This window comes from Streptomyces luteolus (assembly GCF_029968015.1).
Classification (GTDB): Bacteria; Actinomycetota; Actinomycetes; order Streptomycetales; family Streptomycetaceae; genus Streptomyces; species Streptomyces luteolus.
In genome coordinates this window covers 1-13,179 of the sequence record NZ_JASCIS010000060.1, presented here as the reverse complement: position 1 = coordinate 13,179, position 13,179 = coordinate 1, and the positions used below count along the sequence as shown (strand labels likewise).

The window sequence follows — 13,179 nt, the reverse complement described above, 5'->3', positions numbered from 1 at the left end:
TTCCTAGTTCTCTCGAGCCGGGCTCCAACACGGAAACGCACTGTCAGGAGCGTGAACTCTCCCGACGCAGCTGGAATTCCAGCCGGCACGGCACCGCCGCCGCCGCGTCCACCGCACATCGCCAAGGAGCAAAACCTATGCACAGCACGCTGATCGTGGCCCGTATGGCGCCCGGTTCGAGTGCGGACGTCGCCAAGCTGTTCGCCGAATTCGACGCGACGGAAATGCCGCACCTCATGGGAACCCGACGGCGCCAGCTGTTCTCCTTCAACGGCCTGTACTTCCACCTCCAGGACTTCGACGAGGACAACGGCGGCCAACTGATCCAGGGAGCGAAGGACGACCCTCGCTTCGTGCGGATCAGCGAGGACCTCAAGCCGTTCATCGACCCGTACGACCCCGAGACCTGGCGCTCCCCGGCCGACGCGATGGCCCGGCGCTTCTACCGGTGGGAGGCCTCCGCATGAACGAGCGGCGTGTCGTCATCACCGGCATGGAGGTGATCGCGCCCGGCGGCGTCGGCAAGGAGAGGTTCTGGGACCTGCTCAGCGAGGGCCGCACGGCCACCCGCGGCATCAGCTTCTTCGACCCCACGCCGTTCCGCTCCCGTGTCGCCGCCGAGGTGGACTTCTGCCCCACGGGGCACGGCCTCACCCCGCAGGAGGAACGGCGGATGGACCGCGCGGCCCAGTTCGCCGTGGTTGCCGCCCGCACCGCGGTCGCCGACAGCGGGATCGACCTCGGGTCCGACGACCCCCACCGGATCGGCGTCACCGTCGGCACCGCCGTCGGCGCCACCATGGGCCTGGACGAGGAGTACCGGGTCGTCAGCGACGGCGGCCGGCTCGACCTGGTCGACCACCGCTACGCGCCCCCGCACCTCTACAACTACCTGGTGCCCAGCTCCTTCGCCGCCGAAGTGGCCTGGGCCGTCGGAGCCGAGGGCCCCTCGACGGTGGTCTCCACCGGCTGCACCTCCGGCATCGACGCCGTCGGCTACGCCGTCGAGCTGGTCCGCGAGGGCTCCGTCGACGTGATGATCGCCGGCGCCTCGGACGCCCCGATCTCCCCGATCACCATGGCCTGCTTCGACGCCATCAAGGCCACCACGCCCCGGCACGACGAGCCGGAACGCGCCTCACGCCCCTTCGACGGCACCCGCAACGGCTTCGTACTCGGCGAGGGCTCCGCCTTTTTCGTCCTGGAGGAGCTGGAGAGCGCCCGCAAACGCGGCGCCCACATCTACGCCGAGATCGCGGGCTACGCGACCCGCTCGAATGCGTACCACATGACCGGACTGCGCCCCGACGGCGCCGAGATGGCCGAGGCGATCGGGCTCGCCCTCGACGAGGCCCGGATCAACGGCGACCAGATCGACTACGTCAACGCGCACGGCTCCGGCACCAAGCAGAACGACCGGCACGAGACCGCCGCGTTCAAGAAGAGCCTGGGCACGCACGCTTACCGCACACCCGTCAGCTCCATCAAGTCGATGGTCGGCCACTCCCTGGGCGCCATCGGCTCCATCGAGATCGCCGCCTCGGTGCTCGCCATGGAGTACGACGTGGTGCCACCGACGGCGAACCTGCACACCACGGACCCCGAGTGCGACCTCGACTACGTCCCCATCGTCGCGCGCGACCAGCTGGTCGACACCGTCCTCACGGTCGGCAGCGGCTTCGGCGGCTTCCAGAGCGCGATGGTTCTGGCCTCTCCCGACAGGAGCTTCGTATGACCGCCCCGGTGGTGGTGACCGGCATGGGCGTCGCCGCGCCCAACGGCCTCGGCACGGCGGACTACTGGGCGGCGACCCGTGGCGGCAAGAGCGGCATCGGGCGCATCACCCGCTTCGACCCGACCGGCTACCCGGCCCGCCTGGCCGGTGAGATACCCGGCTTCGACGCGCAGGAGCACCTGCCCAGCAGACTCCTGCCGCAGACCGACCGGGTCACCCGGCTCGCCCTGGTCGCCGCGGACTGGGCGCTCGCCGACGCGGGCGTCGACCCGAGCCAGGGCGACCCCCTCGACATGGGAGTGGTCACCGCGAGCGCGGCGGGCGGCTTCGAGTTCGGCGAGGGCGAACTGCGCCGACTGTGGTCCAAGGGCAGCCAGTTCGTCTCCGCGTACCAGTCGTTCGCCTGGTTCTACGCCGTCAACACCGGCCAGATCTCCATCCGCAACGGCATGAAGGGCCCCAGCGGCGTCGTCGTAAGCGACCAGGCGGGCGGCCTCGACGCCCTCGCCCAGGCCCGCCGCCAGATCCGCAAGGGCACCTCGCTGGTGGTCTCCGGCGCCGTCGACGCCTCGATCTGCTCCTGGGGCTGGGTCGCCCAGCTCGCCGGAGACCGGCTCAGCAGCAGCGACGAGCCCACCCGCGCCTATCTGCCCTTCGACCGCGAGGCCACCGGGCAGGTCCCCGGCGAGGGCGGTGCCATCCTCATCCTGGAGTCCGCCGAAGGCGCCCGCGCCCGCGGCGCCGAGGTATACGGCGAGATCGCCGGGTACGGCGCCACCATCGACCCGGCGCCGGGCAGCGGCCGCCCGCCCGGCCTGGCCAAGGCCGTGGCAACCGCGCTCGGCGACGCAGGCGTGGACGCCGCCGACATCGACGTGGTCTTCGCCGACGGTGCCGGCATCCCGGAGCTCGACCGGGTCGAGGCCGAGGCGATCACCGAACTCTTCGGGCCGCGCGGAGTGCCGGTGACGGTGCCCAAGTCGATGACCGGACGCCTGTACTCCGGCGCCGCGCCGCTCGACGTGGCCTGCGCCCTGCTCGCCATGCGCGACGGGGTCATCCCGCCCACCGTGCACACCGACCCGTGCCCCGACTACGACCTGGACCTCGTACTGCACCAGGCCCGGCCGACCCAGGCACGTACCGCCCTCGTCCTCGCCCGGGGCTACGGCGGGTTCAACTCGGCAGTGGTGCTGCGGGCGGCCTGAGCGACGCCGCGCACCCAGCCCGCCGTACCCCCTCCCGGATCAACGAACCGATCAGACGGGGCCGCCAAGCCGCCCCGAGACCGAAGGAAGGTCCCCATGCCCAGCATCCTGTTCACCCTCGACGACCTCCGGCGGATCCTCCTGGAGGCCGCAGGCGCGGAGGAGAGCGTCGACCTCGAAGGCGACATCCTCAACACCACGTTCGCGGTGCTCGGTTACGAGTCCCTCGCCCTCCTGGAGACCGGCGGCCGCATCGAGCGCGAGTACGGAATCGTCCTCGACGACGACGACCTCAGCGACGAGATCACCCCGGGGGACCTGATCGACGCCGTCAACACCCAGCTGTCCGCCACCGAGGCCCAGGCCGCCTGACCCGGCCGCCCGAGAGGAGCGCACCACCATGTCGGACACCACCCAGAAGGTTGCCCTCATCACCGGCGCCACCAGCGGCATCGGCCTGGAGGCCGCCCGCCTCCTGGCCAAGCAGGGCCACCGGGTCTACATCGGCGCCCGCACCGCGGAGAACGTCGCGGTCACCGTCAAGACGCTGCGCGCGGAGGGGCTGCAGGCCGACGGCAAGGAGCTGGACGTCCGCGACACCGCCTCCGTCAAGGCGTTCGTACAGGGCGCGGTCGACACGTACGGCACCGTCGACGTACTCGTCAACAACGCCGGGCGCTCCGGCGGTGGCCCCACCGCGGACATCGCGGACGAGCTGTGGGACGACGTCATCGACACCAACCTCAACAGCGTCTTCCGGATGACCCGCGAGGTCCTCACCACAGGCGGCATGCGCGACAAGGACCACGGCCGGATCATCAACATCGCCTCCACCGCGGGCAAGCAGGGCGTCGTCCTCGGCGCCCCCTACTCGGCCTCCAAGCACGGCGTCGTCGGCTTCACCAAGGCCCTCGGCAACGAACTCGCGCCGACCGGCATCACCGTCAACGCCGTCTGCCCCGGCTACGTCGAGACGCCGATGGCGCAGCGGGTGCGCCAGGGCTACGCCGCCGCGTACGACACGACCGAGGCGGCGATCCTGCAGAAGTTCCAGGCCAAGATTCCGCTGGGCCGCTACTCCACCCCGCAGGAGGTGGCCGGACTTGTCGGCTACCTCGCCTCCGACACCGCCGCGTCCATCACGTCCCAGGCGCTGAACGTCTGCGGCGGCCTCGGCAATTTCTAGATCCGCCGCAGTTCCGCGCCGCCGGACGCCACATCCCTGTCGTACGCCAGGAACACCGATTCCGTACGCCGGTAACACCGAGGAGAAGCCGTCATGACGACTCGTGAGGTCGAGCACGAGATCACCATCAGCGCACCCGCCACCGCTGTCTACCGCCTCCTCGCCGAGGTGACCAACTGGCCGCGGATCTTCCCGCCTACGATCTACGTCGACCGCGAGGAGACCGGCGGCAACGAGGAGCGCATCCGCATCTGGGCCACCGCCAACGGCGAGCCCAAGACTTGGACCTCGCACCGCACCCTCGACCCCGAGGCGCTGCGCATCACCTTCCGCCAGGAGGTCCCCGCCCCGCCGGTCGCCGCGATGGGCGGTACCTGGATCGTCGAGCCGCTCGACGACGGCGGATCCCCGGCGGCCCGCGTGCGGCTCCTGCACGACTACAGCGCCATCGGCGACGACCCGCACGACCTGCTGTGGATCCAGCGGGCCGTGGACAAGAACAGCACCGCCGAACTCGCCGCCCTCAAGGAGAACGTCGAGCGCGTGCACGCCGCCGAGACCGAGGAGCTCACGTTCTCCTTCGTCGACACCGTGACCGTCGAGGGCTCGCCCAAGGACGCCTTCGACTTCGTCAACGACGCCGGCCTGTGGCCGGAGCGGCTCCCGCACGTCGCCCGCGTCCGCTTCACCGAGGACACCCCCGGGCTGCAGGAGTTGGAGATGGACACCCGCGCCAAGGATGGCTCCACCCACACCACCAAGTCCTACCGGGTCGCCTTCGAGCACCACCGCATCGCCTACAAGCAGGTCACGCTGCCCGCCCTGATGACCCTGCACACCGGCGTATGGACCTTCGAGGAGACCGAGGACGGCAACTCCACGGCCAGCTCGCAGCACACCGTCACCCTCAACACCGACAACATCGCGAAGATCCTCGGCCCGGACGCCACCGTCGCCGACGCCCGCGCGTACGTGCACACCGCGCTCAGTACCAACAGCCGTGCCACCCTCGGCCACGCCAAGACCCACGCGGAGCGGAACCGCTGACATGGCCACCACCCCGCACCCGCACGACCCGACGCCGCGCACCGGGCCCGCCGAGACGGTCGACACCCAGGTGATCGTCGTCGGCGCGGGCCCCGTCGGGCTGCTGCTCGCCGGTGAACTGGCCCTGCGCGGCGTGCAGGTCACCGTCGTGGAGAAGCGCCACGGCCCCACCACGGAGTCCCGCGCCTCCACCCTGCACGCCCGCACCATGGAACTCCTCGACAGCCGCGGCCTGCTGCCCGACCTGGGCAGACCGCCCCGCGAGCCGCGCGGCCACTTCGGCGGCATCCCCCTCGACCTGACGCTCCCCGGCCCGTACCCCGGTCAGTGGAAGGTGCCGCAGACGAAGACCGAGTCGGTCCTGGAGGAGTGGGCCCTCGGTCTCGGCGCCGACCTGCGGTGCGGCCACGAACTGCGCGCCGTCGCCGACCGAGGCGAGCACATCGAGGCCACAGCCACCGACCGGGGCGGCAACGCCGTTACGCTGCACGGCCGTTACCTGGTCGCCTGCGACGGGCAGGACTCCACCGTCCGCGCCCTGACCGGTGCCGGCTTCCCCGGCACCGAGGCCGCCCGCGAGCTCCTGCGGGCCGACGTCGAGGGCCTCGACATCCCGAACCGGCGCTTCGAGCGAATGCCCCGCGGCCTCGCCATCGCAGCCCGGGGACCGGCGGGCGTGACCCGTGTGATGGTGCACGAGTTCGGCGCCGGGGCCCGCTCCCGCAGCGGCAACCCGGACTTCGATGAGATCGCCGGGGCCTGGCGGCGCGTCACCGGGGAGGACATCTCCGGCGGCACCCCGCTGTGGGTCAACCACTTCGACGACGCGAACCGGCGCCTGACCCACTACCGCCACGGCCGCGTCCTGTTCGCCGGGGACGCCGCCCACCGCCAGATGCCCATCGGCGGCCAGGCCCTCAACCTCGGCCTCCAGGACGCCTACAACCTCGGCTGGAAGCTCGCCGCCGAGCTGGACGGCACCGCACCCGAAGGTCTCCTCGACAGCTACGACACCGAACGCGCCGCCGTCGGAGCCGCCGTCCTCGGCAACATCCGCGCCCAGGCCCTGCTGCTGCTCGGCGGCCCCGCAGTGGAGCCGCTCCGCACGGTCCTGGCCGAACTCATCGCATACGAAGACGTACGCGGCCACCTCGCCGGAATGATCAGCGGCCTCGACATCCGCTACGACGTCGGCGGTATCGGGCACCCGCTGCTCGGCGCCCGCCTCCCGCACACCCGCCTCGGAGTTGGCGAGGCCATCGTCAGTACCGCCGAGCTGCTGCGCTCCGGCCGGGGGTTGCTGCTCGTCCTGGACGGGCAGCCGCCGAGGCTCGACGCCGCCTGGGACGACCGAGTCGACACGGTCACCGCCAAGGCCGCCCCCGGCTCCCCGCTCGCGGGCACCCCCGCCCTCCTGGTCCGGCCCGACGGCCATGTCGTCTGGGCGGGCGGCGCGGACTCCGGCGGGGACTCCGACGCGGACTCCGACGCGGACTCCGGTGCGCGCGCCCTCGCGGAGGCGGCCGGGCGCTGGTTCGGTCCGGCCCACGTGCCCGCCCCGGCCTGACGCCCGCTCGCGCCCCGCCTCCGCATCCACCCAACGCCCGATCACTGCTCACCGAGAGGGACTTCACCATGCAGGACACCCCGATGGACGCCGATGTCATCGTCGTAGGCGCAGGCCCGACCGGACTGATGCTGGCCGGTGAACTCCGCCTGGGCGGGGCCCGGGTGATCGTGCTCGACAAGCTGGCCGAGCCCACCGGCCAGTCCCGCGGCCTCGGCTTCACCGCCCGGGCCATGGAGGTCTTCGACCAGCGCGGGCTGCTTCCCGGATTCGGCCAGGGCGAGACCCTGGAGACCAGCCCCGTCGGCCACTTCGGTGGCGTTCAGTTCGACTTCACCGCCCTGGAAGGCGGCCATTTCGGCGCCCGCGGCATCCCGCAGAGCGACACCGAGGCCGTTCTGCACCGCTGGGCCGCCGACAGCGGCGCCGACATCCGCCGCGGCCACGAGGTCCGCGGCCTCGCCGACGGATTCCTGGACGGCGACCACGCCGAGCTCACCGTCGAAACCCCCGAAGGCGTACGCCAGTTGCGCGCCCCCTACGTGGTCGGCTGCGACGGCGGCAAGAGCACCGTCCGCAAGCTCGCCGGGATCGACTTTCCCGGCACCGAGGCCACCCGCGCGATGTTTCTCGCCGACGTCACCGGCTGCGACCTCGAGCCCCGCTACCTCGGCGAGAAGCTCCCCAACGGCATGGTGATGGCCGCCCCGCTCAAGGAGGGCGTGCACCGGATCATCGTCTGCCCGCATGGCGCGGCCGCCCGCAGCGCCGACGACACCGTCACCTTCGAGGAGGTGGCGAAGGCCTGGGAGCACATCACCGGCGAGGACATCAGCGGCGGCGGCGCCGAGTGGGTCAGCTTCTTCAGCGACGCCACCCGGCAGGCCGCCGAGTACAGACGCGGCCGCGTTCTGCTCGCCGGGGACGCCGCCCACATCCACCTGCCCGCGGGTGGCCAGGGACTGAGCACCGGGGTTCAGGACGCCGCCAACCTCGGCTGGAAGCTGGCCGCCGTCGTCACCGGGCGCGCCCCCGAGGTGCTGCTCGACACCTACCACACCGAGCGCTACCCGGTGGGTGCCCGGCTCCTGATGAACACCCGCGCCCAGGGCATGGTCTTCCTCGGCGGCGAACAGTCCGAGCCGCTGCAGAAGATCATCAGCGAGCTCACCGGGTACGGCGTGGTCCGCCGCCACCTCGCGGGCATCGTCTCCCACCTCGACGTCCGCTACGACGTCACGGAACCCGACGCCACCGAAACCGACGGCAGCGCAGCCAGGTACCCGTTGCTCGGCCGCCGCATCGGCAAGCACCCGCTAACCGGCCCCGGCGGCGACACGGACACCTTCCGGCTGCTGCACGCCGGGCGCGGCGTGCTCCTCGACCTCGCCGACGACGCCCGCCTGCGGGACGCCGCGGCCGCGTGCCCCCAGGACGTCGACGTAGTCACGGCCACCGCGGCCGCGGCCGACGCCGTCGCCGCATTCGCGGGCGCCGCCGCGGTCCTCGTCCGCCCCGACGGTCACGTCGTGTGGATCGGCGGGGGCGGCACCGAGGGTCTCGACACCGCCCTCGCCCGCTGGTTCCCCGCCCCTGCCCCCGCAGCAGTCTGACCGGCCGGCGTACCCACACCCAACGGGCTTACGAGCAAAGGACGTTGGCCGATGACCACGGCGGCGCAGTACGCACTACCACGGGCCGGCAACGGCCCCGCGGTGCACTCCCTCACCCTGGACGCGTCCGGGATCCCCCTGTCCGCGCTCCTGAGTGAACCGCCCGACGGCAGCGAGCCGCGCGCCACGGTCGTCGCCGTGCACGGCGGCGGCATGACCGCGGGCTACTTCGACGGTCGGGCCCGCCCCGAGCTCTCGCTGCTCACCCTCGGCGCCCGGCTCGGCTGCACCGTGCTCGCCGTGAACCGCCCCGGCTACGGCAGTTCGGCACGGGACCTCCCCGACGGTGAGACCGTCGCCGCGCAGACCGGGCTGCTCCGGTCCGCGCTCGCCGACTTCGCCGAGCGGCATCCCACCGGGGCGGGACTCTTCCTGCTGGCCCACTCCTTCGGTGGCAAACTCGCCCTCTCCACCGCGGCCGCCGAAGGCCCGGCAGGCCCGCTGAACCTCCTCGGCCTGGACATCTCCGGCTGCGGACACCGGTACGCGGCCGTCCCCGAGGGCCCGCTGCACGGCCGCAAGAACACCCGCCGCCACTGGGGGCCTCTCGGCCTCTACCCGCCGGGCACCTTCAGCGGTAGTACGGGACTGGTCGCGCCGATGCCGCCGCGCGAGGAGGCCGAACTCGCCGAGTGGTCCGAGCGGTTCGCCGCGCTCGCCCCCCAGGTGCGCGTCCCGGTCCGGTTCACCTTCGCCGAACACGAGGGCTGGTGGCGGCACGGCGACGAGGACCTCGCCGACCTGGCCGCCCGCCTCACCGCCGCACCCCGCGTCGTCCTCGACCGCCTCCCCGGCGCCGGGCACAACATCAGCCTGGGCTGGGCGGCCCGCACGTACCACCTGCGGGCCCTTGCGTTCCTGGAGGAGTGCCTGATGCCGGGGTGACATCCCGCCCGTACGGCATCCCGCTCCTGACCCCGGAACTAGAGGTCCTCTGGAGAAGCACTCCACGCGGCCACCGGTCCGCCCCGCACATCGGCATCCTGGCCCCATCCGGCTCAGGCGTTCCCGACGGAACGCGTGGGCGTGTGCCGTGACTTGGGGAGGCTGCCCGTGACCCGTCCTGCTGACGTGCCCGCTGCCACTGCCGCCGACGCCGCCTCGGCGCAGCCGCGTACGGCCGTGTGGTTCATCGGTGCCCGCGGCTCCGTGGCGACGACCGCGATCGCGGGCTGCGCCGCCGTCGCCGCTGGACTGCGGCCCCCGGCCGGCCTGGTGACGCAGAGTGCAGAGTTCGAGGACGCCGGTCTGCCGCCCCTCGGCTCCCTGCTCTTCGGCGGCCACGACGTGGCGTCCGCGCCGCTGCCCAAACGCGCCGAGGAGCTCGCGGGCCAGGGCGTACTCCCGCACGTCCTGCCCGCCGCCGTGCGCCGCGAACTGGAGGCCGCCGACGAGGAGATCCGCCCCGGCGGCCCCCATCCCCGTGACGCCCGCACCGACGAGGAGCTGACCGAGACGTTCGCCGAGGACATCCGCTCCTTCGTACGGCGCCGGGGCGCGGCGCTGGGCGTGGTGGTGAACGTCGCGTCCACGGAGCCGCCGCCGCGAGACGGCGAGGAGCACCTCCCGGCAAGCTCCCTGTACGCGGCGGCGGCGCTGCGGGCGGGCTGCGGGTACGTGAACTTCACCCCGTCGACCGGTCTGCACCACCCCGGACTCCTGGACGCCGCGCGGCGCTCCGGTCTGCCGTACGCGGGCCGGGACGGCAAGACCGGACAGACCCTGCTGCGCGCGGTGCTCGCCCCGATGTTCCGGGCGCGGGCCCTCGATGTCCGGGCCTGGTCGGGCAGCAACCTCCTGGGCGGCGGCGACGGCGCGACCCTTGCGGACCCGGCTGCCGCGGCGGCGAAGAACGCGGGCAAGGAACGCGTGCTCGCCGATGTCCTGGGCGAAGCACCGGACGGTGAGGTGCACATCGACGATGTGCCCGCGCTGGGGGACTGGAAGACGGCCTGGGACCATATCGCGTTCGACGGCTTCCTCGGGACGCGAATGGTGCTGCAGACGATCTGGCAGGGCTGCGACTCCGCCCTCGCCGCACCGCTGGTTCTCGACCTGGCGCGGCTGACGGCGCGCGCCGCCGAGGCGGGACTCTCCGGTCCGCTCGACGAACTCGGGTTCTTCTTCAAGGACCCGTACGGAACCGGGCCCGCAGGCCTGGCGGAGCAGTACGCGGAACTGCTCGCGCTCGCCCGCCGTCTTGGGGAGGCCAAGTGAACGTACGGGCCTGGGCGGAACTGCTGCGAATACCGGGGGTGTTCACCGTCCCCGGGGACGTGCTTGCGGGCGCCGCGGCCGGCGGAGGACGCCCCGGCCGGCGGGCGGCCGCGGCGGTGGGGGCGTCGGTGTGCCTGTACGAGGCCGGAATGGTCCTCAACGACTGGGCGGACCGGGCCGAGGACGCCGTGGAGCGGCCGCACCGCCCGCTGCCGTCCGGCCGCATCACTCCCGGCGCGGCCCTCGGCGCCGCCGTCGGCCTCACGGTGGCGGGTGTGGGCCTGGCCGCGTGCGCGGGCCGCCCGGCGCTCACCGTCTCCGGGGCCCTCGCGGGCGCGGTGTGGGCGTACGACATGGGCCTGAAGCACACCCGGGCCGGTCCGGCCGCGATGGCCGCGGCGCGCGGGCTCGACCTGCTCCTCGGCGCCGCGGCGACGACCGGCCGGGTGCGCCCGGCGCTCTTCTCGGCCGCGGTCCTCGCGGGGCACACCTGCGCCGTGACCGCGGTGTCCCGGCAGGAGACCCGGGGCGGCGCACCGCTGGTGCCGCTGGCCGGGCTCGCGGTGACGGGGGCGGTCGCGGGGCTCGCCGGGCGCGGGCTGCGCGGTGAACTCCCCGCGCCCGTAAGGCCGTTGGCGGCCACCGCCCGAACCCCTTCTCCTACCACCGCCCGAACCCCTTCTCGTACCGCCGCCCGTGCGGCCGCGCTCGCCACTTATGCCGTCACCGTGGGGCGGCCGCTGCTGCATGCCGCGCTGAACCCGTCGCCGCAGCTGACACAGCGGGCGGTGGGCGCCGGGATCCGGGCCATGGTGCCGCTGCAGGCCGCGCTGTCCGCACGGGCCGGGGCCACGGGCAGCGCGGTCGTGACGGCCGGGCTCGCCCCATTGGCCCGCCGCTTCGCACGGAGGGTGAGCATCACATGAGCCCGCGTTCCCCCGGACACCCCACCGGCCCCCGTTTCGGCTACGGCACCAACGGCCTCACCGACCTGCGCCTCGATGACGCTCTGCACCTCCTCGCGGACCTCGGCTACGACGGCGTCGGCCTGACCCTCGACCATATGCACCTGGACCCGACGGCCCCGGACCTCGTCGGCCGCACTCGCCAAGTCGCCACGAAACTAAGGGCATTGGGGCTCTCGGTGACCGTGGAGACGGGCGGCCGCTACGTCCTGGACCCGCGCCGCAAGCACGGCCCCGCACTCCTGGACGCAGACCCGGAGGACCGGGCGGTACGGATCCGGCTGCTCACCACAGCCGTACGGGTGGCCGCCGACCTGGGCGCGCACGCGGTGCACTGCTTCAGCGGCACCGCCCCGGCCGGAACGGACGAGGACACCGCCTGGCAGCGCCTGGCCGACGCGCTCACCCCGGTCCTGGACGCGGCCGGGCGCGCCGGAATCCCGCTCGCGGTGGAGCCCGAACCCGGCCACCTCCTCTCCCGCCTGTCCGGCTTCCACCGGCTGCGGGAACTCCTCGGCGACCCGGCAGGCCTCGGCCTGACCCTGGACATCGGCCACTGCCAGTGCCTGGAGGACGCCTCCCCGGCCGACTGCGTACGGGCGGCGGCGCCCTGGCTGCGGCACGTACAGATCGAGGACATGCGCCGCGGCGTCCACGAGCACCTTCCCTTCGGCGCCGGCGAGATCGACTTCCCACCCGTCCTCGACGCCCTGGCCGCGACCGGCTACCAGGGCCTGACCGTCGTCGAACTGCCTCGCCACTCCCACGCCGGGCCTCAACTCGCCGAAGAATCCCTCCACTTCCTGCGCCGAGCCACGCAGACCGCAGCCGCGGCCGATCCGCAGAACAGCACCCTCACGACCCCAGGGGGACACATATGACCACGTCCCTTCACACCGGACTCGAACCCGCCACCCGCGCCTGGCTCGACCATGCCCTCGCGGCCGCCGCCCACGATCCCGAACCGGCCCTGGAACTGCGCTTCGCCGAGGCGGGTCGACGCTGCGGTCCGGCCGCACCCGCCGAAGTCGTGGACGCCGTACGGGTCCTGCTGCTGTGCACCGCCCGCGCCGGTGCGGACACCCTGGCCCGCCTGTACTGGCGCGGCACCGCCGCCGAGCGCCGCGCGGTCCTTGCGGCGCTGCCCCGCCTCCTTCCCGGGCCCGAGGCCGTGGCCCTGACCGAGGATGCGCTGCGCACCAACGACCCTCGTCTGGTCGCGGCGGCCGTCGGCCCGTATGCCGGGGAGCATCTCGATGCCCACGGCTGGCGGCACGCGATCCTCAAGTGCCTGTTCATCGGTGTGCCGGTGGCAGCGGTCGCCGACCTCCACGTACGGGCGCGAGGCGACGCCGAACTCGCGCGCATGCTCGACGACTTCGCCGCCGAACGCTGTTCGGCGGGCCGCCCGGTCCCGGGCGATCTCCACTGTGTCCGCACTCTCGCCCTGGCAGACGCCGCGCCGTCCCGCAAGGAGTCCTGATGCGCATCTTCGACCCGCACATCCACATGACCTCCCGGACCACCGACGACTACGAAGCGATGTATGCGGCGGGGGTGCGGGCGGTCGTGGAGCCCGCC

13 protein-coding genes and 1 pseudogene are annotated in these 13,179 nt (G+C 73.1%); all 14 read left to right on the top strand.

What is annotated here, in order from left to right:
* The first annotated feature begins 137 nt into the window (after positions 1–137).
* On the top strand, positions 138–467 hold the full coding sequence (locus QIT00_RS34975) for a TcmI family type II polyketide cyclase (protein WP_282539525.1): 330 nt from the start codon (positions 138–140) through the stop codon (positions 465–467).
* Positions 464–1,735, top strand: coding sequence for a beta-ketoacyl-[acyl-carrier-protein] synthase family protein (locus tag QIT00_RS34970; protein WP_282539524.1), 1,272 nt, complete (start codon positions 464–466; stop codon positions 1,733–1,735). Before QIT00_RS34975 ends, QIT00_RS34970 begins: the two co-directional genes overlap by 4 nt.
* Positions 1,732–2,943, top strand: coding sequence for a ketosynthase chain-length factor (locus tag QIT00_RS34965; protein WP_282539523.1), 1,212 nt, complete (start codon positions 1,732–1,734; stop codon positions 2,941–2,943). Before QIT00_RS34970 ends, QIT00_RS34965 begins: the two co-directional genes overlap by 4 nt.
* Positions 2,944–3,039: 96 nt before the next feature.
* Positions 3,040–3,315, top strand: a complete 276-nt coding sequence (locus QIT00_RS34960) for an acyl carrier protein (RefSeq protein ID WP_282539522.1) — start codon at positions 3,040–3,042, stop codon at positions 3,313–3,315.
* 28 nt (positions 3,316–3,343) lie between these two features.
* Entirely contained in the window at positions 3,344–4,129 is a 786-nt protein-coding gene (gene fabG / locus QIT00_RS34955; RefSeq protein WP_282539521.1) for a 3-oxoacyl-ACP reductase FabG, read from the top strand.
* 93 nt (positions 4,130–4,222) lie between these two features.
* Entirely contained in the window at positions 4,223–5,176 is a 954-nt protein-coding gene (locus tag QIT00_RS34950) for an aromatase/cyclase (protein ID WP_282539520.1), read from the top strand.
* A 1-nt stretch (position 5,177) separates the two neighbouring features.
* Positions 5,178–6,743 (top strand): FAD-dependent oxidoreductase, encoded by a 1,566-nt coding sequence (locus QIT00_RS34945; RefSeq protein ID WP_282539519.1) that lies wholly within the window; start codon positions 5,178–5,180, stop codon positions 6,741–6,743.
* 83 nt (positions 6,744–6,826) lie between these two features.
* Entirely contained in the window at positions 6,827–8,356 is a 1,530-nt protein-coding gene (locus tag QIT00_RS34940) for an FAD-dependent monooxygenase (protein ID WP_456316495.1), read from the top strand.
* A 51-nt stretch (positions 8,357–8,407) separates the two neighbouring features.
* Positions 8,408–9,301 (top strand): alpha/beta hydrolase, encoded by an 894-nt coding sequence (locus tag QIT00_RS34935; RefSeq protein ID WP_282539517.1) that lies wholly within the window; start codon positions 8,408–8,410, stop codon positions 9,299–9,301.
* 168 nt (positions 9,302–9,469) lie between these two features.
* A complete protein-coding gene (locus QIT00_RS34930) occupies positions 9,470–10,633 on the top strand; it encodes an inositol-3-phosphate synthase (protein WP_282539516.1) in 1,164 nt (387 codons plus the stop codon).
* A complete protein-coding gene (locus QIT00_RS34925; protein ID WP_282539515.1) occupies positions 10,630–11,559 on the top strand; it encodes an SCO3242 family prenyltransferase in 930 nt (309 codons plus the stop codon). The genes QIT00_RS34930 and QIT00_RS34925 overlap by 4 nt, the downstream gene beginning before the upstream one ends.
* Entirely contained in the window at positions 11,556–12,479 is a 924-nt protein-coding gene (locus QIT00_RS34920) for a sugar phosphate isomerase/epimerase family protein (protein ID WP_282539514.1), read from the top strand. Before QIT00_RS34925 ends, QIT00_RS34920 begins: the two co-directional genes overlap by 4 nt.
* Positions 12,476–13,081 (top strand): EboA domain-containing protein, encoded by a 606-nt coding sequence (locus QIT00_RS34915; RefSeq protein WP_282539513.1) that lies wholly within the window; start codon positions 12,476–12,478, stop codon positions 13,079–13,081. The genes QIT00_RS34920 and QIT00_RS34915 overlap by 4 nt, the downstream gene beginning before the upstream one ends.
* A pseudogene (locus QIT00_RS34910) lies at positions 13,081–13,179 on the top strand (TatD family hydrolase); the annotation flags it as partial. The gene QIT00_RS34915 and the pseudogene QIT00_RS34910, both read left to right, overlap by 1 nt.